The sequence below is a fragment of the Sulfurisoma sediminicola genome (genome assembly GCF_003865015.1).
In the GTDB taxonomy this organism is placed as follows: domain Bacteria; phylum Pseudomonadota; class Gammaproteobacteria; order Burkholderiales; family Rhodocyclaceae; genus Sulfurisoma; species Sulfurisoma sediminicola.
In genome coordinates this window covers 667,024-689,251 of record NZ_BHVV01000001.1, presented here as the reverse complement: position 1 = coordinate 689,251, position 22,228 = coordinate 667,024, and the positions used below count along the sequence as shown (strand labels likewise).

The 22,228-nt window shown below is 67.0% G+C and carries 23 protein-coding genes; 12 read left to right on the top strand and 11 right to left on the bottom strand.

All coding sequences use genetic code 11. The annotated features are described in order from the left end of the window. Positions 1–4 precede the first annotated feature (4 nt). The 5 genes from EJE94_RS03305 to metW all read left to right on the top strand — a co-directional run bounded on the left by EJE94_RS03305 (position 5) and on the right by metW (position 4,327). Entirely contained in the window at positions 5–394 is a 390-nt protein-coding gene (locus EJE94_RS03305) for a PTS sugar transporter subunit IIA (protein WP_121240047.1), read from the top strand. 13 nt (positions 395–407) lie between these two features. After that, on the top strand, positions 408–677 hold the full coding sequence (locus EJE94_RS03300; RefSeq protein WP_121240046.1) for an HPr family phosphocarrier protein: 270 nt from the start codon (positions 408–410) through the stop codon (positions 675–677). A 10-nt stretch (positions 678–687) separates the two neighbouring features. Next, positions 688–2,433 carry a phosphoenolpyruvate--protein phosphotransferase gene (gene ptsP / locus EJE94_RS03295; protein ID WP_121240045.1) on the top strand — a complete coding sequence of 582 codons (1,746 nt, stop codon included), beginning with the start codon at positions 688–690 and terminating at the stop codon, positions 2,431–2,433. A gap of 153 nt (positions 2,434–2,586) precedes the next feature. Continuing rightward, positions 2,587–3,717, top strand: coding sequence for a homoserine O-succinyltransferase MetX (metX, locus tag EJE94_RS03290; protein WP_121240044.1), 1,131 nt, complete (start codon positions 2,587–2,589; stop codon positions 3,715–3,717). A gap of 4 nt (positions 3,718–3,721) precedes the next feature. Continuing rightward, positions 3,722–4,327 carry a methionine biosynthesis protein MetW gene (metW, locus tag EJE94_RS03285; protein WP_207855670.1) on the top strand — a complete coding sequence of 202 codons (606 nt, stop codon included), beginning with the start codon at positions 3,722–3,724 and terminating at the stop codon, positions 4,325–4,327. Positions 4,328–4,363: 36 nt separating this feature from the next. Here the strand turns inward: metW and EJE94_RS03280 are convergent, their stop codons facing one another. Continuing rightward, the gene (locus EJE94_RS03280) at positions 4,364–5,404 is read right to left on the bottom strand and encodes an aldo/keto reductase (RefSeq protein WP_121240043.1); all 1,041 of its coding nucleotides are present in this window, start codon (positions 5,402–5,404) and stop codon (positions 4,364–4,366) included. A gap of 172 nt (positions 5,405–5,576) precedes the next feature. Here EJE94_RS03280 and EJE94_RS03275 point away from each other — a divergent pair, with 172 nt between their 5' ends. After that, positions 5,577–6,836 carry an AmpG family muropeptide MFS transporter gene (locus EJE94_RS03275; protein WP_121240596.1) on the top strand — a complete coding sequence of 420 codons (1,260 nt, stop codon included), beginning with the start codon at positions 5,577–5,579 and terminating at the stop codon, positions 6,834–6,836. A gap of 103 nt (positions 6,837–6,939) precedes the next feature. Continuing rightward, positions 6,940–7,125, top strand: coding sequence for a hypothetical protein (locus tag EJE94_RS03270; RefSeq protein WP_207855668.1), 186 nt, complete (start codon positions 6,940–6,942; stop codon positions 7,123–7,125). Between the two features lie 11 nt (positions 7,126–7,136). On the opposite strand, the gene EJE94_RS03265 is transcribed toward EJE94_RS03270, so the two are convergent. Continuing rightward, positions 7,137–8,300, bottom strand: a complete 1,164-nt coding sequence (locus EJE94_RS03265) for a class I SAM-dependent methyltransferase (RefSeq protein ID WP_121240041.1) — start codon at positions 8,298–8,300, stop codon at positions 7,137–7,139. A 24-nt stretch (positions 8,301–8,324) separates the two neighbouring features. Here EJE94_RS03265 and EJE94_RS03260 point away from each other — a divergent pair, with 24 nt between their 5' ends. After that, on the top strand, positions 8,325–9,095 hold the full coding sequence (locus EJE94_RS03260) for a tRNA threonylcarbamoyladenosine dehydratase (RefSeq protein WP_121240040.1): 771 nt from the start codon (positions 8,325–8,327) through the stop codon (positions 9,093–9,095). Then, positions 9,092–9,838 (top strand): pteridine reductase, encoded by a 747-nt coding sequence (locus EJE94_RS03255; protein WP_121240039.1) that lies wholly within the window; start codon positions 9,092–9,094, stop codon positions 9,836–9,838. The genes EJE94_RS03260 and EJE94_RS03255 overlap by 4 nt, the downstream gene beginning before the upstream one ends. Positions 9,839–9,865: 27 nt before the next feature. On the opposite strand, the gene EJE94_RS03250 is transcribed toward EJE94_RS03255, so the two are convergent. Beyond that, the gene (locus EJE94_RS03250) at positions 9,866–11,095 is read right to left on the bottom strand and encodes an HD domain-containing phosphohydrolase (protein ID WP_121240038.1); all 1,230 of its coding nucleotides are present in this window, start codon (positions 11,093–11,095) and stop codon (positions 9,866–9,868) included. 113 nt (positions 11,096–11,208) lie between these two features. Between EJE94_RS03250 and ttcA the strand changes: the two genes are divergently transcribed. The 3 genes from ttcA to EJE94_RS03235 are packed head-to-tail and all read left to right on the top strand — an operon-like array spanning position 11,209 to position 14,293. After that, positions 11,209–12,108 carry a tRNA 2-thiocytidine(32) synthetase TtcA gene (gene ttcA, locus EJE94_RS03245; protein WP_121240037.1) on the top strand — a complete coding sequence of 300 codons (900 nt, stop codon included), beginning with the start codon at positions 11,209–11,211 and terminating at the stop codon, positions 12,106–12,108. Positions 12,109–12,129: 21 nt separating this feature from the next. Next, the gene (locus tag EJE94_RS03240; protein ID WP_121240036.1) at positions 12,130–13,374 is read left to right on the top strand and encodes a pyridoxal-phosphate-dependent aminotransferase family protein; all 1,245 of its coding nucleotides are present in this window, start codon (positions 12,130–12,132) and stop codon (positions 13,372–13,374) included. Between the two features lie 19 nt (positions 13,375–13,393). Further along, entirely contained in the window at positions 13,394–14,293 is a 900-nt protein-coding gene (locus EJE94_RS03235) for an adenylate/guanylate cyclase domain-containing protein (RefSeq protein ID WP_243642509.1), read from the top strand. Positions 14,294–14,327: 34 nt separating this feature from the next. Here EJE94_RS03235 and EJE94_RS03230 read toward each other — a convergent pair whose 3' ends face one another. The 8 genes from EJE94_RS03230 to EJE94_RS03195 all read right to left on the bottom strand — a co-directional run bounded on the left by EJE94_RS03230 (position 14,328) and on the right by EJE94_RS03195 (position 22,210). Continuing rightward, positions 14,328–16,679, bottom strand: a complete 2,352-nt coding sequence (locus EJE94_RS03230) for a serine/threonine-protein kinase (RefSeq protein WP_121240035.1) — start codon at positions 16,677–16,679, stop codon at positions 14,328–14,330. Between the two features lie 185 nt (positions 16,680–16,864). Beyond that, complete coding sequence (locus tag EJE94_RS03225) at positions 16,865–17,659, bottom strand: hypothetical protein (protein WP_121240034.1); 795 nt, start codon at positions 17,657–17,659, stop codon at positions 16,865–16,867. Between the two features lie 21 nt (positions 17,660–17,680). Then, positions 17,681–18,322, bottom strand: a complete 642-nt coding sequence (locus EJE94_RS03220; RefSeq protein ID WP_121240033.1) for a hypothetical protein — start codon at positions 18,320–18,322, stop codon at positions 17,681–17,683. Positions 18,323–18,420: 98 nt separating this feature from the next. After that, complete coding sequence (locus tag EJE94_RS15010; RefSeq protein ID WP_121240032.1) at positions 18,421–18,852, bottom strand: PsiF family protein; 432 nt, start codon at positions 18,850–18,852, stop codon at positions 18,421–18,423. 78 nt (positions 18,853–18,930) lie between these two features. After that, the gene (gene hprK / locus EJE94_RS03210; RefSeq protein WP_121240031.1) at positions 18,931–19,875 is read right to left on the bottom strand and encodes an HPr(Ser) kinase/phosphatase; all 945 of its coding nucleotides are present in this window, start codon (positions 19,873–19,875) and stop codon (positions 18,931–18,933) included. A gap of 9 nt (positions 19,876–19,884) precedes the next feature. Further along, positions 19,885–20,340, bottom strand: a complete 456-nt coding sequence (ptsN, locus tag EJE94_RS03205; RefSeq protein WP_121240030.1) for a PTS IIA-like nitrogen regulatory protein PtsN — start codon at positions 20,338–20,340, stop codon at positions 19,885–19,887. A gap of 91 nt (positions 20,341–20,431) precedes the next feature. Continuing rightward, positions 20,432–20,740: a ribosome hibernation-promoting factor, HPF/YfiA family gene (gene hpf, locus EJE94_RS03200; protein WP_121240029.1), complete on the bottom strand. Its 309-nt coding sequence runs from the start codon at positions 20,738–20,740 to the stop codon at positions 20,432–20,434. A gap of 12 nt (positions 20,741–20,752) precedes the next feature. After that, complete coding sequence (locus EJE94_RS03195) at positions 20,753–22,210, bottom strand: RNA polymerase factor sigma-54 (RefSeq protein WP_121240028.1); 1,458 nt, start codon at positions 22,208–22,210, stop codon at positions 20,753–20,755. Between the last annotated feature and the right edge of the window lie 18 nt (positions 22,211–22,228).

Below are 22,228 nucleotides of genomic sequence, written 5' to 3'. Positions count from 1 at the left end.
TCGCATGATCGGCCTGTTCCTCATCACCCACAGCACCTACGGCGAGTCGCTGATCCAGTGCGCCTGCCACGTCCTCAACAAGCGGCCGCCGCAGATCGCCCAGCTCGGCCTTACCCCGCAGGACGATCCGCTCGACGCCCTGCCGCTGGCCAGGCAGCTGGTCGGCTGCATCGATAGCGGCGACGGCGTGCTGATCCTCACCGACGTCTACGGCGCCTCGCCCTCGAACCTGGCGATGAAGCTGCTCGAGCCCGGCCGCATCGAGGGGCTGGCCGGCGTCAATCTGCCGATGCTGCTGCGCGCGCTGACCTACCGCGACAAGGACATGGCGTCGCTGGTCGCCAAGGCCGCCGCCGGCGGGCGTGACGGCGTCCTCAACATGCTCAGCCACTAGGGCCCGCATAACCATGCCGCGCGTCGAAGTCGAAATCGTCAACAAGCTCGGGCTGCATGCCCGCGCCTCCGCCCGCCTCACCCAGCTCGCCGGCACCTTCCCCTGCGAGGTGTGGATGGAGAAGGGCACGCGCCGCATCAACGCCAAGAGCATCATGGGGGTGATGATGCTCGCAGCCGGCAAGGGCGCCAGGGTCATCGTCGACACCGAGGGCGAGCTGGCCGAGGAAGCGGCGCAAGCGCTGTCCAGGCTGATCGCCGACAAGTTCGGCGAGGACGAGTGAGGTCCGGCCGGTGACCTTCACGTTGCACGGCCTCGCGGTCTCCCACGGCATCGCCATCGGCCGGGCGCATCTCGTTTCCCACGCCACGCTCGAGGTCGCACATTACACGCTGCGCGAGCGTGACGTGCCGATGGAGGTGGCGCGCTTCGACGTCGCCCTGAAGACGGTACAGGCCGAGCTTGCCACGCTGCACGACGAGGCCAGCGGCTCCGGCGCGCCGGCCGAACTCGCTGCCTTCGTCGGCATCCATTCCATGATCCTGGCCGATCCGCTGTTGTCGGAGGAGCCCAAGCAGCTGATCCGCGAGCGCCGCTGCAACGCCGAATGGGCGCTGGTGCAGCAGATGGAGCAGCTGGTCGGCCACTTCGACGAGATCGACGACAGCTACCTGCGCGAGCGGCGCCAGGACATCGTGCAGGTGGTGGAGCGCGTGCTCAAGGTGCTCACCGGCCAGCCGCGCAAGCTCGGCCGCCGCAGCAAAGGGGCGGACAGGGACGATTGCGAGCTGATCATCGTCGCCCACGACCTCTCCCCAGCCGACACCATCCAGTTCAAGACGCTGAAGATCGCCGGCTTCGTCACCGACCTCGGCGGCGCCACCTCGCATACCGCCATCGTCGCCCGCAGCCTGGCCATTCCGGCCGTGGTCGGCCTGCACCACGCGCGGCCGCTGGTGCGCGACGACGACCTGCTGATCATCGACGGCACGCGCGGCGTGCTCATCGTCGAGCCCGACCCGCGCGTGCTCGAGGAATACCGGCTGCGCAAGAGCGAGCTCGAACTCGAGCGCTCCAAGCTCAAGCGGCTCAAGACCGCCCGGGCGGCGACGCTCGACGGCGAGGAGGTCGCGCTGCTGGCCAACATCGAGTTGCCGCAGGACGTCGGCCAGGTCAAGGAGGTCGACGCCGCCGGCATCGGCCTGTTCCGCACCGAGTACCTGTTCATGAACCGCGACGAGCTGCCGACCGAGGATGAGCAGCTCGAAGCCTACCGCAGCGTGGCCAAGGCGCTGGCCGGCAAGCCGGTGACCATCCGCACGCTCGACATCGGCGCCGACAAGCAGGCGCGGGCGCTGCGCAATGGCGGCGAGCGGCAGGAGCCCAATCCGGCACTGGGCCTGCGCGCGATCCGCTACTGCCTGGCCGAGCCGCAGCTGTTCATGACGCAGCTGCGCGCCCTGCTGCGCGCCTCGCACTATGGCCGCGTGCGCATCCTGGTGCCGATGCTCGCCCACGTGCACGAGATCGAGCAGACCCTGGCCCTGATCGAACTGGCCAAGACCCAGCTGCGCGAGGCGCGCGTCAAGTTCGACGAGGGCATCGAGGTCGGCGGCATGATCGAGATTCCCGCCGCCGCGCTGGTGCTCGGACCCTTCCTCAAGCGCCTGCGCTTCCTCTCCATCGGCACCAACGACCTGATCCAGTACACCCTGGCCATCGATCGCACCGACGAAGCGGTGTCCCACCTCTACGACCCGCTGCACCCGGCGGTACTGCGCCTGATCGCGGGAACCATCCAGGCCGGCGCCCGCGCCGAGGTGCCGGTGGCGATCTGCGGCGAGATGGCCGGCGACCCGACGCTGACCCATCTCCTGATCGGCATGGGCCTGCGCCAGTTCTCGATGCATCCCTCGCAGATCCTCGAGGTCAAGCAGAAGGTGGTGATGGCGGACGCCGAGCAACTGGCGCAGAAGGTCACGCGCCTGCTGCGTCTCGACGAGCCCGAACGCATCCGCGAGCTGATGGAGCGGCTCTAAATTGACAAGGCGGGCCGAAACGCCTTAATCTTCGCACCAGCGCCGATTTGATCTCTGATTGCGGGCGCTTAACAAATTCGGCTAAAGCGAAGCAGGCGTCACACGAAGCCCGGTCCGAGCGAACAGCCGACCGGGTTTTTGTTTTCTGGAACGATGAGTACACACAGCGTAGGACATGCCTCGGCGCAGAGCGCCCGCTTCGACGAACCGCTCACCCTGAAGAGCGGCGCCGTCGTGCCGGCCTACGAGCTCGTGTACGAGACCTACGGCACGCTCAACGCCGCCAGGTCCAACGCCATCCTGATCTGCCACGCGCTGTCCGGCCACCATCACGTCGCCGGCTACAGCGATCCCGAACGCGTCAAGGAAACGCTCGGCTGGTGGGACAACATGATCGGCCCGGGCAAGCCGATCGACACCGAGAAGTTCTTCGTCGTCGGACTGAACAACCTCGGCGGCTGCCATGGTTCGACCGGGCCGTCGTCGCCCAACCCCGCCAGCGGCCATCCCTGGGGTGCGGACTTCCCGCTGGTCACGGTCGAGGACTGGGTACAGGCGCAGGCGCGGCTGGCCGACCGCCTCGGCATCGACGCCTGGGCGGCGGTGGTCGGCGGCAGCCTGGGTGGCATGCAGGCGCTGCAATGGACGATAGACCTGCCGGACCGCGTGCGCCATGCCGCGGTGATCGCGGCCGCGCCGAAGCTCACCGCCGAGAACATCGCCTTCAACGACGTCGCCCGCCAGGCCATCCTCACGGACCCGGACTTCCACGGCGGCAACTTCTACCGCCACCACACCAAGCCCGCGCGCGGCCTGCGGCTGGCGCGCATGCTCGGCCACATCACCTACCTCTCCGACGACCAGATGGCCGAGAAGTTCGGCCGCAGGCTCAAGGGCGAGGGGCTGGCCTACGGCTTCGGCGTCGAGTTCGAGATCGAGTCCTACCTGCGCTACCAGGGCGACAAGTTCGCCTCCTGGTTCGATGCCAACACCTACTTGCTGATGACCAAGGCGCTCGACTACTTCGATCCCGCCCATGCCACCGGCGGCAGCCTCGCTGCGGCACTGGCCAGGGCCACCGCGAAGTTCCTCGTCGTCTCGTTTTCCACCGACTGGCGCTTCTCGCCGGCGCGCAGCCGCGAGATCGTCAATGCCCTGGTGCACAACGGCCAGGACGTCGCCTACGCCGAGATCGCCTCGAGCTTCGGCCACGACTCCTTCCTGATGAAGGACGAGCAGTACCACGCCATCGTGCGGGCCTACATGAACCGGATTGCGGTGTGACGCCATGACCGAAAACGCCATCGCCCTCGGGCGTCCCGATTTCGACGTGATCTCGGGCTGGGTGCAGCCGAACGAACGCGTGCTCGACCTCGGTTGCGGCGACGGCTCGCTGCTCAAGCTGCTGATCGCCACGCGTGGCGTGCGCGGCTGGGGCATCGAGATCGACAATGCCGGCGTGCTCAAAGCCATCGGCAACGGCATCAACGTGATACAGAGCGACCTCGAGGTCGGCCTTTCCGGCTTCGAGAACGGTGAGTTCGACCACGTCGTGCTGTCGCGCACGCTGCAGACCGTGCGCCATACCCAGCGCATCATCGAAGAGATGCTGCGCGTCGGTCGCGAGGCCGTGGTGTCCTTCCCCAACTTCGCCTACTGGAAGAACCGCATGGCGGTGATGGCCGGGCGCATGCCGGTGTCGGAAGACCTGCCCTACCAGTGGTTCGACACGCCCAACATCCGCTTCTTCACCATCGCCGATTTCGATGCGCTGTGCGCCGCGATGCGCATCGTCGTGCGCGAGCGCATGGTGCTCGACGACAAGGGCAACACGGTGAAAGACGAGCAGAACTTCCTCGGCAGCCTCGCCGTCTATCGTCTCGCCCGCGCCTAGCCGCGGTGCCGTGCCGCCCGGCGGGCGGCGCCCGCTTCAGCGTGCCGGTGCCCGCTGGCTCTGCGCGCGGCGGATGATGCCGTTGTAGCTCTTGCCCGGATAAGGCGCCATCCCGGCGAGCTTGTCGAAGCCGGGAATGCCTTCCATGTGCTTCACCATGCGCGCGCGCATTTCCCCGTCGGGCAGCGGCCCCTTGAGTGCGCCGATGTTCTGCGCCTGGTGCTCGGGATTCGAGGTCGCCGGAATCGCGCAGGTGATGGCAGGGTGCGAGATCACCCACTTGAGGAAGAACTGCGCCCAGTTGTCGACGCCGATCTCCTTCGCGAAATCGGGCAGCGGGCGGCCCTCGACGACCTTGAACAGCCGCGCCTTCTCGAAGGGCATGTTGACCTGCACGGCGACGCCGCGCTCGGCCGCGGCGGGCAGGATGCGCTCCTCGGCCAGCCGGGTGTGGATCGAGTAGTGCACCTGGACGAAATCGACGGCGCCCTTTTCGACGTACTGGGCGAGCGCCGGGAAGTAGGGCAGCTCGTGGTGGGTGACGCCGAGGTAGCGGATGCGACCTTCCTGCTTCCAGCCGCGCAGGATGGCCAGCATGGGATCGACGTTCACCAGGCTGTGCACCTGCATGACGTCGATCCTGTCGCGCCACAGGCGCTGCATCGACTGCTCGAGGCTGCGCCGCGCATGGCTATCGTCGGCCAGAAACTCGCCGGTGGACCAGATCTTGTTGGTGATGAACAGCTTGTCGGCGATGCCCAGCGAGGTCGCGAAGTCGCCGACGCTGATCTCGCCCGTGCCGTAGAGCGGCGAGGTGTCCACCACGCGCCCGCCGCCGTCCCAGAAGCGGCGCAGGATTTCGCGGATGTGGTCGCGCGGCGCGCCGGGCAGCACGTCCCAGGTCAGGTAGGTACCGAGCCCGATCGCCGGCACCAGCTCGCCGGTACGGGGGATGGCCTTGGTGATCAGGCCGGTCGGAACGGAGGCATGCGCCGCGGCGCTGAACAGGCCGCCTCCTCCGAGCGCGCCCGCCGCGACGCCGAGTCCGAGCGCCTTGGTGAATTCGCGGCGCGACATGCCTGCAAGTTGCTGTTGGCTTCCGTTACGCATCACATTACGCATCAAAGTTTCCTCTCGATGATGACGTGGGACGAAGGAAAGGCGGCAGCAGGGCGGGGGCGAGGCATATGCCGTCGCAAACGTCCGCATTTTCGCGGAATCTAGCATGATCCGCTCGCTAGAATGCGCCATGCCCACCCCCGCCTGGCTCGCCCCGCTGCTGACGCGCAACATGCTGATCTGCGTGTTCACCGGCTTCGCCTCGGGCCTGCCGCTGTACCTTCTGCTCAACCTGGTGCCGGCCTGGCTGCGCACCGAGGGCATCAGCCTCAAGGCCATCGGCCTGTTCGCGCTGATCCAGCTGCCCTACACCTGGAAGTTCCTCTGGTCGCCCTTCCTCGACCGCTATGCCCTGCCATGGTTGGGGCGGCGACGCGGCTGGATGTTCGTCACCCAGGTCCTGCTGCTGGGGCTGATCGCCGCGCTCGGCCTGTTCGCGCCGCAGGCCGACCTGCAGATCATCGTGGTGCTGGCGGCGCTGCTGGCCTTCGTCTCGGCGACCCAGGACATCGCGCTCGACGCCTACCGCCGCGAGCTGCTCGGCGAGGTCGAACTCGGCCTGGGCAACTCGGTGCACGTCAATGCCTACCGCATCGCCGGGCTGGTCCCCGGCTCGCTGTCGCTGATCCTCGCCGACCACCTGCCCTGGGGCCATGTCTTCGCCATCACCGCGCTGTTCATGCTGCCGGGCATGGCGATGACGCTGTTCGTGAGCGAGCCGGCGGTCGCCGGCCGCCTGCCGAAGACCTTGCGCGAAGCCGTGGTCGAGCCCTTCCGCGAATTCATCCACCGCGCCGGACTGCGCCAGGCGCTGCTGATCCTCGCCTTCATCTTCCTCTACAAGCTCGGCGACTCGCTATGCACTGCCCTGGCCACGCCCTTCTACCTCGACATGGGCTTCGCCAAGTCGGACATCGGCCTGGTGGCCAAGCACGCCGGATTGTGGCCGGCGGTGATCGGCGGCCTGCTCGGCGGGCTGTGGATGGTCAGGCTCGGCATCAACCGCGCGTTGTGGCTGTTCGGCGTGGTGCAAGTGGTGTCCATTTTCGGTTTCGCCTGGCTGGCCTGGATCGGTCCGAGCACCACGGTCGGCGCCCTGCAGCTGACGCAGCTGGCGTTGGTCATCGGTTTCGAGGCGGCCGGCGTGGGGCTGGGCACCGCGGCCTTCGTCGCCTTCATCGCCCGCGCCACCAACCCGCTCTACACGGCGACGCAGTTCGCGCTGTTCACCAGCCTCGCCGCCGTGCCGCGCACGGTGATCAACGCCTCGGCCGGCTGGCTGGTCGAGCAGATGGGCTGGTTCGGCTTCTTCCTGCTCTGCGCCGTCCTGGCCGTGCCGGGCATGGTTCTGCTGCTGAAAGTGGCGCCGTGGCATAAATCACACACTTGAACGCATCGTACCTGCCCCCATTCAACTTTCTGTAAGGTGGGTCGTTATACTGATTACGACGGCCTACCAACGAGAGGAGCCGGAAATGTTGATGGTGATGGAAATGAGCACGGGAAAGATCATAGAGGATGAATTCGGCACCTTCGAGGACGAGGTGATGAACGCCGAGTGGCAGCCGCCGTTGCCGTCGCTCCAGCTCGGCCTGCAGGAAGTCCATCACACCGATCCGGCGGTTCCCGAAGCCGAGGCCGAAGCCTTCCTCCAGCAAATCTACCGCGTCCAGCAGTAATAGGTTCGCCGTTACAGCGCGTGGGTTCTGTCCCCGCGCGCGAAGCCGCGCAGCGGCTCCGTCATGCCCTTCCCCAGCGCAATCACCTTGAACAGCTCGCCCATCTCGCCGGGCGAAAGCAGCACGCTCACCGCGCCCGCTGCCTTGACCATGGCCGGATCGCCGGCCTGCTGCCGCGCCGCCAGCAATTCGCCGATGCCGCAGTTGATCAGGAAGCTCGCCTGGCTGGTGTAGCCTAGCACGTCGAGTCCCGCGCCATAGCCGGCTTCGGCCACGGCGGTGAAGTCTATGTGGCTGGTGATGTCGGAAAGCCCCGGCCACCAGAACGGATCGTCGTGCGAACGGTGGCGGTAATGGCAGCGCAGCGTGCCGCCGTTGCGGCCGGGGTGGTAGAGCTCGCGGCGCGGCAGGCCGTAGTCGAGCAGCAGCAGCGCGCCGCGCTCCAGGCGTTGTCCCCACTCCGCGACCCAGGCCGCCGCCGCGAGGCCGATCTCCCCGACGTAGGGCGCTTCGATCGCGACCTCGGTGGCCAGCCGCTCCATCGCTTCGCGCAAGGCGCCCTCTGCCGGCCGTTCGGCCCAGGCGAAGCGCCCGCCGTCGAAGGTGACACCGCGTTCCATTGCACCTTCGTCGCGCCAGGCCACGGCGTGGGTCGGAATGGCATCGAGCAGTTCATTGGCGACGATGCAGCCGGAGAATCTTTCGGGCAGGGCCTCGAGCCATTCGACACGATCGGCGAGCGCCGGGACGGCCTGGCGGATCGTCTCGCGCTGCCGTGCGCGCAGTTCGCCCGAGACTTCGAGGATCAGGTACTTGTCGGGCAGCGAGCCCAGCGCTTCGAGCGCGGGCAGCAGGTCGGCTGCCAGCCGGCCGCTGCCGGCGCCGACCTCCAGCACAGTCGGCGCCACCACCGCGGTGATTTCGGCGATCTGGGCGGCCAATGCCTGCCCGAACAGCGGGCTCAGCTCCGGCGCGGTGACGAAGTCACCCTGCTCGCCGAACTTGTGCGAACCGCCGGCGTAGTAGCCCAACCCCGGCAGGTGCAGGGCCATGTCCATGAACTCCACGAATGGGATCCAGCCGCCGGCGTTCCCGATGCGCGCCACGATGTGGTCGCATAGCGCATGGCTGCTGGCCTGGGCGTCGGCGGAGGGGGAGGGCAGCGGTGGGTTCATGGCTGCATTGTATGATGCAGCGCCATGAGCGATCCTGACCTGCAGCGCCGCTTTTCCGGCATCGACCGCCTCCACGGCCAGGGCGCATTGGCGCGACTGGCGGCTGCGCATGTCTGCGTCGTCGGCATCGGCGGCGTCGGCTCGTGGGCGGCCGAGGCGATGGCGCGCTCGGGCGTCGGGCGGCTGACGCTGATCGACCTAGATCACGTCGCCGAATCCAATGTCAATCGCCAGATCCAGGCGCTGACGGCAAGCCTCGGCCAGGCCAAGGTGCAGGCGATGAAGGAACGCATCTTCGCGATCAATCCGTCCTGCACTGTCAAGACCATCGAGGACTTCGTCACCGGGGAGAACGTGGCCGAGCGGGTTCCCGCCTGCGATGCGGTGATCGATGCCATCGACCAGGTTCGGGCCAAGGCCGCGCTGATTGCGCATTGCCGGCTAGCGAAGATCGCGGTCGTCACCACCGGAGGCGCCGGCGGGCGGACCGATCCGGCGCGGCTCAAGGTCGATGATCTTTCCCGTACCACCCAGGATGCGCTGGCGTCCAAGCTGCGGGCGCGGCTGCGCAAGGAGTACGGTTTTTCGCGCGATCCGAAGAAGAAATTCGGCGTGCCCTGCGTCTATTCCGACGAGCCGATACGCCGTCCCGCGAGCGCGGAGGCTTGCGACATCGATGACCACGTGGCCGGCCTGCACGGCCTGAACTGCGCCGGCTACGGTTCCTCGGTCTGCGTCACCGCGACCTTCGGTTTCGCGGCGGCCGCCCGGACCATCGGTATACTTCTCGCATGAACGCTCCCGTCATCCTCATCACCGGCGCCGGCCGCCGCGTTGGCGCCGAGATCGCCCGCACGCTGCATGCCGCTGGTGCCCGCGTGGCGATCCATTACCGCAGCTCGGCCGCCGCGGCCGAGGTACTGGCGGCGGAACTCAATTCCGTCCGCGCCGATTCCGCCGCGGTCTTCTCGGCCGACCTGCTCGACGTCGCCGCGCTGTCGCCGCTGGTCGCGGCCGTGGTCGCGCGCTTCGGGCGGCTCGACTGCCTGGTCAACAATGCCTCGTCCTTCTATCCGACGAAGGTCGGTGCCATCGATACGGCGGCCTGGGACGACCTGATCGGTTCGAACCTGAAGGCGCCGCTGTTCCTGTCGCAGGCCGCGGCGCCTCATTTGCAGGTCGCCGGCGGCTGCATCATCAACATCACCGACATCCATGCCGAGCGCCCGCTCAAGGGCTTCCCGGTCTATTGCGCGGCCAAGGGCGGCCTGCTCAACCTGACGCGCTCGCTCGCCATCGAACTCGCGCCGCAGGTGCGCGTCAATGCGGTGGCTCCGGGCCCCATCGAGTGGCCCGAGGACGACATCAGCTTTCCGCCCGCGGAGCGCGCCGCGATCGTAGACCACACGCTGCTGAAGCGCGTCGGTTCTCCTGCCGACATCGCCCGCACCGTCAAATTCCTGGTGTTCGACGCGCCCTACATCACCGGGCAGGCCATCAACGTCGACGGCGGCCGCTCCGCCCATCTCTCGCACTGAGCTGCCGCGGTCGGTGCCCAGGGCGTTTCAGGCGCGGCCGCTGTGCGATAGCGCCAGCGCGTAGAGGATGTCGAGGTCTGCCTCGATCACGGCGAGGATCGTCGGGCTGAAGCGGCCGGCTGCGGTCAGTTCCTGGAGATGGGTCAGCACCGCCGCGGCCGGCAGCGAAGCGCGGTAGGGCCGGTCCTGTGCCAGGGCCTGGAAAATGTCGGCAGCGCGTAGCAGGCAGGATTCCAGCGCCAGTTCGTCGCCAGTGAGGTGGAAGGGATATCCGTGTCCGCTGGGCTCCTCGTGGTGGTGTGCGGCCCAGCGCGCGATGTCCTCGAAGCCGTCGATGCGCGATAGGATGCGGAAGGTCTCGTAGGCATGGCCGGCGACGATGCGCCGCTCCTGCTCGGTCAATGGCCCGGGCTTTTCCAGCAAGGCATCGGGGATTCGCAACTTGCCCAAATCGTGCAGGTAGCCCGCGATCTCCAGCTTGCCGCAGGTTTCGGCGTCGAGGCCGAAGCGCTCGGCGAGGTAGCGCGCGATGCGGGCGACGGCCTCGGAGTGCTCGACGGTGAAATGGCTTTTTGCATCGACCACCCGCGAGAACAGCAGGGCCACGCCGCGCAGCGTCTCGAGGTCGGCGGGTAGCGGTGCCACGGTGCGGCCGATCTCGTCCATGGTGTCGCGCACCGCGTCACTCTCCAGGCCGAGCCAGAAGGCCTCGGAACCCGCCGCCGCGACAAAAGCGTCGACCAGCGCCGGGTCGAAGAGCCGGCCGCGGTGCTTGGTGATCTTGTTGACGATGGTGTCGACGCAATCGCCCAGGGCGTCGTCCTGCATGGCGACGGCGGCCAGGACATCGACACGGTCTGCCAGGTAGATCAGATTCGCATGCCGCTCGTCGCGGCCGTAGCCATCCTGCAATTCGTCCCAGTGCGTGTGGTGGTGGCGGACCACGGGCGCCAGGTGCGCCAGGCCGGGGAACTCGCCGAGCAGCTTGGCACCGAAGACGGCATGGCCGAGCGAGCCCTCCCAGTCGAAATCGACGACCAGCCGGCGGTGCAGGTCGGTCGACGACACGCCGATGTCGTGGATCAGGCCGGCGTCGAAGCAGCGGTCGATATCGTCCTGCGGCCAGCCGAGATGCTGGCCGAGATGCATGGCGATGATGCCGACGCGCTTGCCGTGATGGAGGTCGTTGACGCCGACGAGGTCCAGAGCGTCGGACAGCGCGTGAATGACATGCCGGAGGGCGACTTGGAAGGGCATGGGGTCGAGGGCTGCGGAATGTCTTTCATTCTAGTCGGAATGCTGCCCACTTCCAGTAGCGGCAGGGCTAGGCGCTACTGCCGCTATACTCGCGCTTTTGGTGTCCCTGCCCGATGAACGTTTCCGCCAAGCAGATCGAGAAACAGCGTTACGAGAACAACAAGCTGGCCAAGCGCCTGCGCCGCGAGGTCGGACAGGCCATCGCCGACTTCAACATGATCGAGGACGGCGACAAGGTGATGGTCTGCCTCTCGGGCGGCAAGGATTCCTTCGGCCTGCTCGACATCCTGCTCTACCTGAAGGAGAAGGCGCCGATCGACTTCGACGTCGTCGCCGTCAATCTCGACCAGAAGCAGCCGGGCTTTCCCGCAGACGTGCTGCCGAACTACCTGAAAAATCTCGGCGTCCCCTTCCACATCGAGAACGAGGACACCTATTCCATCGTCAAGCGGGTGATCCCCGAGGGCAAGACGACCTGTTCGCTCTGTTCGCGGCTGCGCCGCGGCGTGCTCTACCGCGTCGCCGGCGAACTCGGCGCGACCAAGATCGCGCTCGGCCACCACCGCGACGATATCCTCGCCACGCTCTTCCTCAACATGTTCTTTGCCGCCAAGCTCAAGACCATGCCGCCCAAGCTCGTGTCCGACGACGGCTGCAACGTCGTGATCCGGCCGCTGGCCTATTGCCGCGAGAAGGACCTCGAGGCTTGGGCCGGGGTGCGCGAATTCCCGATCATTCCCTGCAACCTCTGCGGCAGCCAGCCTAACCTGCAGCGGCAACAGGTGAAGCAGATGCTGGTCGAGTGGGAGAAGCGCTTTCCGGGGCGCATCGAGACCATGTTCAGGAGCCTGGCCAACGTCGTGCCGTCGCACCTGATGGACCCCCGCCTGTTCGACTTTGCCGGTCTCAAGCCGAGCGGGCGCCCCGACCCCGATGGCGACAGGGCCTTCGACCCGGAGGAACTGGCCGACGGGTCGATTATTCCGCTAGAATTCAAGGCCTTGCACGGCTAACCTGACAGACTTCGCGCGCCCATGACCTCTCCCGCCAAGATCCGCTCCTTCCATCCGCCGCAGCGCATCCTCATGGGCCCCGGGCCCTCCGACATGCATCCGCGCGTGCAGAACGCCCTGGGCCAGCCGGTGATCGGCCACCTCGACCCGGCCTTCGTCGGCATGATGGAGGAACTGAAGGATCTGCTGCGCTACGCCTTCCAGACCAAGAACTCGCTGACCTTCCCGGTGTCCGGTCCCGGCTCGGTCGGCATGGAAACCTGCTTCGTCAACCTCGTCGAGCCCGGCGACAAGGTCATCGTCTGCCGCAACGGCGTGTTCGGCGGCCGCATGATCGAGAACGTCGAGCGCTGCGGCGGCACCCCCGTCGTGGTGGAGGACGCCTGGGGCGAGCCGGTCGATCCCAACAAGCTCGAGGACGCGCTGCGCGCGCATCCCGATGCCAAGGTCGTCGCCTTCGTCCACGCCGAGACCTCGACCGGCGCCCAGTCCGACGCCCGCGCGCTGGCCGGCCTGGCGCGGCAGCGCGGCGCGCTGACCATCGTCGATGCGGTGACGTCGCTCGGCGGTTCGCCGCTCGCGGTCGATGCCTGGGGCCTCGACGCGGTGTACTCGGGCAGCCAGAAATGCCTGTCCTGCACGCCGGGCCTGTCGCCGGTGACCTTCTCCGAGCGCGCGGTCGAGCGCGTGAAGGCGCGCAAGAAGAAGGGCCAGAGCTGGTTCATGGACCTTTCGCTGGTGCTCGAGTACTGGAATGCCCACGGCGGCAAGCGGACCTACCATCACACCGCGCCGATCAACGCCCTCTACGGCCTGCACGAAGCGCTGGTGATGCTGCGCGAGGAAGGCATCGAGGATTCTTGGCGCCGCCATCGTCGCCATCATCTGGCGCTCAAGGCCGGCCTCGAGGCGATGGGACTCAAGTTGCTGGTGCGCGAAGACGCGCGCCTGCCGCAGCTCAACGCCGTGCATGTGCCCGCGGGCATCGACGAGCTCGCCGTGCGCCAGGCGCTGCTCGGTGACTTCAACCTCGAGATCGGCGCCGGTCTCGGCCCGCTCGCCGGCAGGATCTGGCGTTTCGGCCTCATGGGCCATTCCTGCAAGACCGAGAACGTGATGCTCTGCCTTTCCGCGCTCGGTACCGCGCTGGTCGATGTCGGCCATCCGGTCGAGCTCGGCCACGGCGAGGCGGCGGCGCACGACATCTACGCCGCGCATCACGCCGAGGAGGCGCGCGCACGCGTCGCCAAGCTGAAGCGCGCTTGAGAATTCGAGGCCGAAAAGCATGAAAGCAGATCCCCGCAACCTTTGCGTGCTGTTCGCCGACGTGGCCGGCAGCACGCGGCTCTACGAGCGCCTGGGCGACGCCGAGGCGCTGCGCGCGGTCGAGCGCTGCCTCAATCGCGTCGAGCGCGTGATCACGGGCTACAAGGGTCGCGTCGTCAAGACCATCGGCGACGAGATCATGGCCGTGTTCGATTCTGCCGAGGACGGCATGCAGGCCGCCTGCGACATGCAGCAGCGGGTCGAGGATCTGCCGCCGATCTCGGGGGTCAAGCTGGCGATTCGCGTCGGTTTCCACTTCGGCCCGGCTATCGAGGACAAGAACGATGTCTTCGGCGATACCGTCAACGTCGCTGCGCGCATGACGACGCTGGCCAAGGGGGGGCAGATCATCACCACGGGCGAGTCGATCGCCGAACTGCCGCCGCTGCTGCGCCAGTCGTCGCGCGAGATCGACGCCATCGCCATCAAGGGCAAGAGCGAGGCCATGCACGTCTGCGAGGTGCTGTGGCTGGAAGGCGAAGACCTCACCATGAAGTCGGGCACCAGCATCGCCACGGCCGCACCGCCGCCGCCGCTGCGCCTCAGGCTGCGCCACGACAACAAGGAAATCACCCTCGATGCGGCGCATCCGTCGGCCACGCTCGGCCGCGACCTCGGCTGCGACTTCGTCATCCGCGACCCGCGCGCCTCGCGCAGTCACGGCCGCGTCGAGCTCCGCCGCGACAAGTTCATGCTGGTCGACCAGAGCACCAACGGCACCTTCGTCACCGTCGAGGGTGAGGCCGAGTTCGCGCTCAAGCGCGAGGAAACCATCCTGCGCAATCGTGGCCGCATCGTCTTCGGCCACGCCTGGGCCGACAAGAAGACCGAGGTCCTGGCGTTCGAAATCCTCGGCTGAGCGGCGAGCGCGGCGGCTTAAGTCCGACAGGCTGCTAGATCGAGAGTTTCTTCAGCGTTTCCGGATTGCGGATCACCGCCTCGCGTCGCGGCGGCGGTGCGTCGTACAGCGCCGCCGGCGGCAGGGCGTCGAGACGGCCGAGCGTCGCTGTGTCGCCGCAGCCGGGTTCGAAGGCGAGCGTGACCTCGGCGCCGCCGCTGCCGGTGACGTTGAAGCAGGTCTTGCCGAGCTTGCGGTTGAGGGGCTTGACGATGCCATTGCCGACCAGCTCCGCCGGGCTGGCGTTGCCGCCAGACAGTGCCGCATCGTAGCGCGCCTGTCCGGCCGTGGCGCCGGCTGCGCTGACGGTGAGCACCGAACGCATGCCGGTCAGCTCGCGCAGCAGCGACTTCGCCAGTTCCGGCTTGGGCAGGCCGGTGAAGTTGAGCACGACCTGTTGCGCCGTGAAGTTGAAGTGCTGCAGGAAGAAGCTCTTCGAGAACTCTTCGCCGATGAGGTGGCCGACGTCGCGCAGGGCCTGCTCTTCGGTCGCCCAGCTCTGCTTCTCGGGGATCTGGTTGTTGTAGTAGATCTCCTCGCCGCTCTTCTTGTCGGTGCATTTGACCGACCAGGACGAGAGCACGAACTTCTCGACCGTGACTCCCGAGGCCTCGAGCCGCGCCGACAGCTTCTTGAAGCGCGCCTCGCCGGTCACGCTGAAATCGGCGGCGTCCTTCATGTCGTCGTTCCAGAGGCGGAAGCCGAAGGACTGGATGCGCTCCTTCAGCAGGTTCTCGGCTACGGGCGAGCGCTGCGCCGGCGCGTTGGGATCGACGACGTTGCCCTGCGCGCTGTGGGTGGTGATGGCCACGGCGATCTTCGGGTCGCCGTTGTTGCGGATGAAATCGACGCGCTCATCGCGCGACATCTGGTTGAGCGACTTCTGCACCGCGCGCACCTTGACCGTGGCCCTGGCCGACAGGGACATCAGGCCATCGGCATTCTGTTGCGGCTGCGCTTCCTCGATGGCCTGGATGAAGTCGCCGCTCCTGGCGAACAGCTTTGCCTGCAGCAGGCCGTAGTTCTTCGCCAGCGACTGACCGTCGACGTAGAGCGCGGCGGCCTTCTCGATCAGTTGCCGCTTGGCGTCCTCGCGCAGGTCGGCGGCGAGCAGGCCCTTGTCGACGGCATAGCGGGGATCGCCGGGGTCGGCGAGTCCCAGGGCGGTGATCACCGCCGTGCCGGGCTCGGCGGCAGAAGTCGGCACCCCAGGGGTACTTCCTGCGGGGCGCGCCGGCGCCACGGCGGCCGGCGCGGCCGCCTGCGGCGCGGGAGCGATGGTGTCGGCGCTGCGACCGAACATGAGCCACGCGGCGACGCCGGCGACCACCACCACGACGCCGGCGGCGATGGCGACGGTCGGGGCGCGCTTCGTCGCCGCGGCGCCGGCCGATGAAGGAGCGGCAGCCGGGGCGCCCGCGGCGGGCGCAGGCCGGTCGGTGATGGTCGCGCCGGCTAGCGTCGCCTCGCCGGCGGCATTCACCATGGTCGCTTCGGCTGCAGCCTGGCCGGATGCCGCGGCCTCGAGCGCCGCGGCGAATTCGGTTGCGGACTGGAAGCGCTCGTCGGGACGCTTGGACAGTGCCTTGCGGATCAGCGCGTCGAAGGCCTGCGGCACCTGCACGTTGAGTTCGGAGGGCGCGATCGGCTGCTCCTTCAGCACCTTGTGCATGATGGTGGTGACCGAGCCGGTGAAGGGCTTCTCGCCGGTGAGGAACTGGTAGAGCACGACGCCGGCCGAGAACAGGTCGGAGCGCGGATCGACGGTCTGGCCCATGAACTGCTCGGGCGACATGTAGGCCGGCGTGCCGAGGACCGAGCCGGCCTGGGTCAGGTTGGACGATTCGATGCGGGCGATGCCGAAGTCGGCGACCTTCACCGTGCCATCGCCGAGCAGGATGATGTTGGCCGGCTTGACGTCGCGATGAACGATGCCGTTCTTGTGGGCATGACCGAGCGCGGCCAGCAGCTCCTTCATGATGCGCACGATCTCGGGCAGCTTGAAGCGCTCGTCGGCGTCGAAGTAATCCTTGAGTTCCTTGCCTTCGATGAATTCCATCGCGATGAACTGGGTGCCGCCGAAGCCATCGGCGGAGTCCTGAATGTCGCCGAACTCGTAGATCTGCACGATGTTCGGATGCGACAACCGCCCGGCCGCCTGCGCCTCGTGGCGGAAGCGCGCCAGCGTCTGCTCGGCCTCCGCGCCCTGCAGCTCGGTGCCCTTGACCGTCTTGATCGCCACCCGCCGCGCGATGCCCGGGTCCCAGCCCTCGTAGACGACGCCCATGGCGCCGGCGCCCAACTCGCGCCGGATTTCGTACTTGCCGAGTTTGGTGGGCATAGTCATCGTTGCATCTCCATCAGGTCATCGAGCCGGTCCTGCTGAGCCTTGCCGCAGGGCCGTCCCAAGGCAAGGCGCCACGCCGGCGGAGCCGGCAATCCGCGCCAATTTTCAATCAATGCTCCCCGTAACAGCCGAGCGTAGCGAGCACACAGGCTCCCCTTCCCTTGGGAAGGGGCCGGGGGATGGGCTTACTTATGTTTGGTGTCGATTTCCCAGACCAGCTTCTGGACAAGGCGCTGCACCATGCCGTCGAGGGTGAGGCCGCCGGACTCGCTGGACGAAACGCCCATGAAGCCGCCGCCCTTGGAGCCGATTTCCATCTTCTCCTCGGTGTAGCCGGTGGCGACCTGCTCGGTGGTATTGGCGTCGAGGATCTTGTAGCGCATGCCGATGATCCAGACGCCCGTCGCTTCCCCGGAATGGGCCGAGCCGACGGCCACGCCGGCGGCGCTGGTGCCGCGTGTCGTGCCGAGGATGCCGATCACCGAGCCGAGCGCGCGGCCGTCGAAGCCGGACTGCGCCTGGGCGACATTCTCGGCCTTGAGCACGTCGAACTTGACCACCCACTTGGTGGTCTTGAGCTTGCCCTTCTGCAGGTACTTGCGCGCCTGATCGGCGTCGCCGAGCGAGTAGGCCAGCTGGAATTCCTTCATCAGCGGGCCGAGGTCGGCACGTTCGAGGATGCCGAAGTTGGCCTTGCCCAGCTCCAGTTCGGCGAAGTCGGCGACGTTGTTGGGGCCGAACTTCTGCATGAAGTTGGCGTTGTTGCTCTTGATCTCGCCGGGTACGACGACGAGCGTCGGCCCGCGCTTGGCGGCGTTGGGGTATTGCACGTCCTTGTACATGGCCTTGTCGGCCGTGGCATTGGCCTTCTCGGCGGTGCTGCTGCCGGCGGTCGGCGACGGATTCTCGAAGGTCGGTTGCGCCAGCGCGGGCAGGGCGCAGGCGAAGGCGATGGAAGCGAAGAGGTTGAGTTTGGTCATGGTTTCCCTCGATGAGACGGCTTACTTCTTCTTGGTATCGCCGCGGCCGGCGCAATAACCGGCGACGAGGCGGTTGACGACGGCATCGGCCTGCTCGTCGATAAGCTTCAGCGCCATGCCGACGGTATCGGTACCCGAGTACGAGTCGGCCTTGGCGTCGACCTCGGCAAGCGAGCGATTGCCGGCGAGGAGAAGGAAGCCCATGTTGACGGCGACCTCGTTGATGCCGAGCACCGGGTTGATGCCGCGCTGCGAGCCGATCATACCGCGCAGGGTCAGTGTGGCGCCGAGCTTCCTGGCCGCCGCCAGCGCGGCGTCGGGGTCATTGCGGAAATGGGCGTCGATCTCGGCCTGGGCGATGATTTTCCTGATCTCGGCCTGACTGTAGGTGCGCATGCCGTAGGAGCGCAGGCGCTTTTCGATGCCGTTGAAGTGAAGGCTGTAACGACTCTGTTCGGCGTTGATGCCGCTGTTGCCGCGCTCGGCGATCAGCAGCAGCACGCGCTCGCCGCCGAGGCGCTTGCGGCAGGCCGGGGAGATCTCGATCGCGGCGACCTTGCCGGCATCGGCTTCGGCCCTGGCCTTGGCTTCCTCTTCGGAAAAGCGGAAGGCGTGTGCACTGGCGGCAACGAGCAACATGAGCAGCGCTACGATCAGGCGCATCGCGAATCCCCCCGAGTGAATGGGCCATTCTGGCAAAAAAATGCCGGCCCACAATCGGCCGGCATTTTTATGTCCCCGGCGACGCCGGGGAAGAGCAATTACTTGCTGAGGCACTCTTTCATGAACTTCTTGTGCTCGTCGCCTTTTTTGCCCTTGGCTTCGGCGTTGCAGGCCTTCATCTTTTCCTGCTGCGCGGTCTTGGCCTTCTTGCCTTCGGCGGCCTTGGATTCCTTCTCGCACTTCTTGATGGAGGCGGACTTGGCAGCGCCGGCGAGCGGTTTGCCGTCCTTGCTCACGGCTTTGGCTTCGCAGTCGCCCGCGGCGGCTTTGGGGGCTTCGGCGGCGGCGGCCTTCGGTGCTTCAGCCGGCTTGGCGGCTTCGGCCTTGGCCGGCGCAGCAGCTGCGGGTTTGGCTTCGGCCTTGGCCGGGGCGGCGGCGGGAGCCTGGGCGTAGGCGCCGGCGGCGGGAGCCTGGGCGTAGGCGCCGGCGGCGAAGAGGGTGACAAGGGCGGTGACGATCAGCTTGTTCATTCGGTTTCTCCTGGTTGGAATTGCGGCGGTAGCCGTGAGTGCACCAACGCGGCAATGAATGCGGCAGTTGACCTGACTTCAGTAATCGTCGCCGCTGTCGCTCTCGAGGGCGCGCTGCTGACGGTCGAGGAAGTCCTGGGTGCTGTCGATGCCGCGCAGGGAAAGGATGGTCGAGCGTACCGCCGCCTCGAGCAGCACGGCGAGGTTGCGGCCGGCAGCGACCGGCAGGACGACCTTGCGGATCGGCACGCCGAGAATGGTTTCGGTCTGCGCGTCGAGTGCGAGGCGGATCGCCTCCGGTGCGCCGACCTGCGGACGCATCAGGTGCACGAGGAGCTTGAGCTTCATCTTGCGACGGCAGGCAGTCTCGCCGAACACCGTACGGATGTTCAGCAGGCCCAGCCCGCGCACCTCGAGGAAGTCCTTGAGCAACTCGGGGCAACGGCCTTCGAGGGTGTTGGGGGCGACGCGCGAGACCTCGACCACGTCGTCGGCGACGAGGCCGTGACCGCGCGAGATCAGTTCGAGGCCGAGCTCGCTCTTGCCGGCGCCCGATTCGCCGGTGATCAGCACGCCGACGCCGAGCACGTCCATGAAGACGCCGTGCAGGGTGATCGTTTCGGCCAGCTGCCGCGAGACGTAGAGCCGCAGGGAGTCGATGACGACCGCGGCCGGCTGCGGCGTGGTGAGCAGCGCGGTGCCGCTGCTCTCGCATTCGCCGCGCACGGCCTCGGGCACCGGGCAATCGTCGGCGACGATCAGCGCCGGCGGCTGCGCGGCGAGGATCTCGTGGATGTGCTTCTGCAGCTTGACCGAGGTGTGAGTGTTGGCCCAGGCGATCTCGGGTGCGCCGAGCACCTGCAGGCGGTCAGGATGGATCAGGTTGAGATGGCCGACCAGGTCGGCCGGAGAAACGTCTTCCTGGGTGATCGAGAGCACGCGGTCGAGCTTGCCACAGACCCAGGTGAGCTTGAGCCGCTCGCGGTTGCGCTCGAACAGCTGGGAGACGATCAGCCGAGGCATCCGCTCGCGCTAGCCCTGCCAGTTTGCGAACAGGGTGTGACAGGCGGCTGCATCGGGCGCGGCGGCGAGTTGCTCGCGGAAGGCGCGTGCCGAGAACATCTGGGCGAGTTCGGAGAGCAGCTGCAGGTGGTGCTCGGTGGCCGCCTCGGGCACGAGCAGCACGAACACCATGTCCACCGGCTTGCCGTCGGTGGCGTCGAACTGCACCGGTGCCGCCAGCCGCAGGAAGGCGGCACGCGCTTCCTTGAGACCCTTGATGCGGCCGTGGGGAATGGCGATGCCCATGCCCAACCCGGTGGAGCCGAGCTTCTCGCGCGCGAACAGCGCATCGTAGACGCTGGCACGGGCGATGCCGTGGTTGTTCTCGAAGAGGATTCCCGCCTGTTCGAAGACACGCTTCTTGCTGCTGGCATCGAGCCCCACCAGGACGTTGGCGGGCGGCAGGAGTTTGGCTATCTGGTTCATGGGAGAGGGGGCGCCGCAGAAACGGTAAGCGGCCGGAAGGGGGCGCAGTATACCCCCGCCCGGCCCTGCGGCAAAATATGCCAGTGTTCTGTTATTCGGTGCGCTTGTCGTAGCTGTGATTGCTCGTCTTTTCCTTGTGCTTCATCACCTGCCGGTCGAGCTTGTCCTCCATTGCGTCGATGGCGGCATAGAGGTCTTCCTCCTCGGCCACGGCTGTGATGTCCTTACCCTTGACGTGCAAGGTGACTTCGGCCTTCTGCCTGAGCTTGGCGACCGAGAGAATCACATGGACGCTGGTGACGTGGTCGAAGTGGCGGATCACGCGGTCGAGCTTGTTCACGACGTAGTCGTGGATGGCGGGAGTGACTTCGATGTGATGTCCAGTGATGTTGATGTTCATGATGTCTCCTCTTTAGAGGTTCTTTCTCAGGTTGACCGGCGGGATATTAAGGGATTCGCGGTACTTGGCGACGGTGCGCCGCGCCACGACGATGCCCTGCTCGCCGAGGATTTCCGCGATCTTCGCGTCCGACAGCGGCTTGTGGCCGTCTTCGGAGGCGACGAGCTGCTTGATCAGCGCCCGGATCGCGGTGGATGAGGCAGCCCCGCCCGTGTCGGTGGCGACGTGGCTGCCAAAAAAGTATTTGAGTTCATAGACGCCGCGCGGGCTGGCGAGGTACTTCTGCGTCGTCACGCGCGAGATGGTCGATTCGTGCAGGCCGACGGTGTCGGCGATCTCGCGCAGCGTCAGCGGCCGCATCGCCACCTCGCCATGGTCGAAGAAGGCGCGCTGGCGGTCGACGATGGCCTGCGACACGCGGCCGATGGTGTCGAAGCGCTGCTGCACGTTCTTGATCAGCCACTTGGCTTCCTGCAACTGGCCGGCGAGGTTGCGCGAAGCGCCGCCGCGGTTGGCCTGGAGGATGCCGGCGTAGAGGCGGTTGATGCGCAGCCGCGGCATGGCGTCGGAGTTCAGGCTCGCCACCCAGTTGCCGCGCACCTTCTTCACCACCACGTCGGGCATGATGTAGCGGGTGTCGATCGGCGCATAGCGCGCACCGGGCCGCGGGTTGAGCGACCTGATCAGCGTCTGGGCATCGCGCAGCGCATCGTCGTCGCAGCCGAGCGCCTTCTTGATCCTGGCGAAATCGCGCGCGGCCAGCTGCTCGAGGTGGCCGTGCACGATGGCACGCGCCAGGTCGATGGTCGGTGCCGGCTCGGCCGCGGCGAGGGCGGCGAGTTGCAGTTCGAGGCATTCGGCCGGCTTGCGGGCGCCGACCCCCGGCGGATCGAGGTTCTGCAGATGGCGCAGCGCGATGGCGAGTTCCTCGAGCAGTTCCTCGGCGTCGATGTCGGCGTCCTCGGGCAAAACCCCCGCCAGTTCCTCGAGGCTCTGGGTGAGGTAGCCGTCGTCGTCGAGGGCTTCAACGAGGAAGGCGACAAGCGCGCGCTCGCGGCTGGAGAGCTGGGTGAAGGCAAGCTGGGCCAGCAGGTGGTCGCGCAGGCTGGTCGCCGCAGCCTGAATCTCCCCGGCATCGGCATCCTCGTCGTCGTCGCGTGACGCGTGCGAGGACGCGCCCCAATCCTGACCCCAATTTTCGTCGATTTCGGCGTGCTCGGCCTTGCTCGTTTCGGGGGGGCTCTCGGCGATCGCCTCGTTACCGGCCTGCGGCATCGCCATGGGTTCTGGCGCGGCCGCGTAGGAAGCGAACTCCTCCCCTTCGCGCTCCAGCAGCGGATTTTCCTGCAGAGCCTGCTCGATTTCCTGGTTGAGTTCCAGCGTCGACAATTGCAAAAGCCGTATCGACTGCTGCAATTGCGGCGTCAGCGCGAGGTGCTGCGAGAGCTTGAGTTGTAGAGTCTGCTTCACGATCCGGTCGCGGCGGCC

Excerpts from the sequence above, each read along its gene's own strand:
- metX (WP_121240044.1), top strand. The coding sequence starts at position 2,587 with ATGAGTACACACAGCGTAGGACATGCCTCGGCGCAGAGCGCCCGCTTC.
- EJE94_RS03235 (WP_243642509.1), top strand. The coding sequence starts at position 13,394 with ATGAAAGCAGATCCCCGCAACCTTTGCGTGCTGTTCGCCGACGTGGCC.
- EJE94_RS03275 (WP_121240596.1), top strand. The coding sequence starts at position 5,577 with ATGCCCACCCCCGCCTGGCTCGCCCCGCTGCTGACGCGCAACATGCTG.
- EJE94_RS03270 (WP_207855668.1), top strand. The coding sequence starts at position 6,940 with ATGAGCACGGGAAAGATCATAGAGGATGAATTCGGCACCTTCGAGGAC.
- EJE94_RS03280 (WP_121240043.1), bottom strand. The coding sequence starts at position 5,404 with ATGTCGCGCCGCGAATTCACCAAGGCGCTCGGACTCGGCGTCGCGGCG.
- EJE94_RS03305 (WP_121240047.1), top strand. The coding sequence starts at position 5 with ATGATCGGCCTGTTCCTCATCACCCACAGCACCTACGGCGAGTCGCTG.
- EJE94_RS03230 (WP_121240035.1), bottom strand. The coding sequence starts at position 16,679 with ATGACTATGCCCACCAAACTCGGCAAGTACGAAATCCGGCGCGAGTTG.
- EJE94_RS03255 (WP_121240039.1), top strand. The coding sequence starts at position 9,092 with ATGAACGCTCCCGTCATCCTCATCACCGGCGCCGGCCGCCGCGTTGGC.
- ttcA (WP_121240037.1), top strand. The coding sequence starts at position 11,209 with ATGAACGTTTCCGCCAAGCAGATCGAGAAACAGCGTTACGAGAACAAC.
- hprK (WP_121240031.1), bottom strand. The coding sequence starts at position 19,875 with ATGCCTCGGCTGATCGTCTCCCAGCTGTTCGAGCGCAACCGCGAGCGG.
- metW (WP_207855670.1), top strand. The coding sequence starts at position 3,722 with ATGACCGAAAACGCCATCGCCCTCGGGCGTCCCGATTTCGACGTGATC.
- EJE94_RS03260 (WP_121240040.1), top strand. The coding sequence starts at position 8,325 with ATGAGCGATCCTGACCTGCAGCGCCGCTTTTCCGGCATCGACCGCCTC.
- EJE94_RS03265 (WP_121240041.1), bottom strand. The coding sequence starts at position 8,300 with ATGAACCCACCGCTGCCCTCCCCCTCCGCCGACGCCCAGGCCAGCAGC.
- ptsN (WP_121240030.1), bottom strand. The coding sequence starts at position 20,340 with ATGAACCAGATAGCCAAACTCCTGCCGCCCGCCAACGTCCTGGTGGGG.
- EJE94_RS03250 (WP_121240038.1), bottom strand. The coding sequence starts at position 11,095 with ATGCCCTTCCAAGTCGCCCTCCGGCATGTCATTCACGCGCTGTCCGAC.
- EJE94_RS03220 (WP_121240033.1), bottom strand. The coding sequence starts at position 18,322 with ATGCGCCTGATCGTAGCGCTGCTCATGTTGCTCGTTGCCGCCAGTGCA.
- hpf (WP_121240029.1), bottom strand. The coding sequence starts at position 20,740 with ATGAACATCAACATCACTGGACATCACATCGAAGTCACTCCCGCCATC.
- EJE94_RS03240 (WP_121240036.1), top strand. The coding sequence starts at position 12,130 with ATGACCTCTCCCGCCAAGATCCGCTCCTTCCATCCGCCGCAGCGCATC.
- EJE94_RS03225 (WP_121240034.1), bottom strand. The coding sequence starts at position 17,659 with ATGACCAAACTCAACCTCTTCGCTTCCATCGCCTTCGCCTGCGCCCTG.
- EJE94_RS15010 (WP_121240032.1), bottom strand. The coding sequence starts at position 18,852 with ATGAACAAGCTGATCGTCACCGCCCTTGTCACCCTCTTCGCCGCCGGC.
- EJE94_RS03300 (WP_121240046.1), top strand. The coding sequence starts at position 408 with ATGCCGCGCGTCGAAGTCGAAATCGTCAACAAGCTCGGGCTGCATGCC.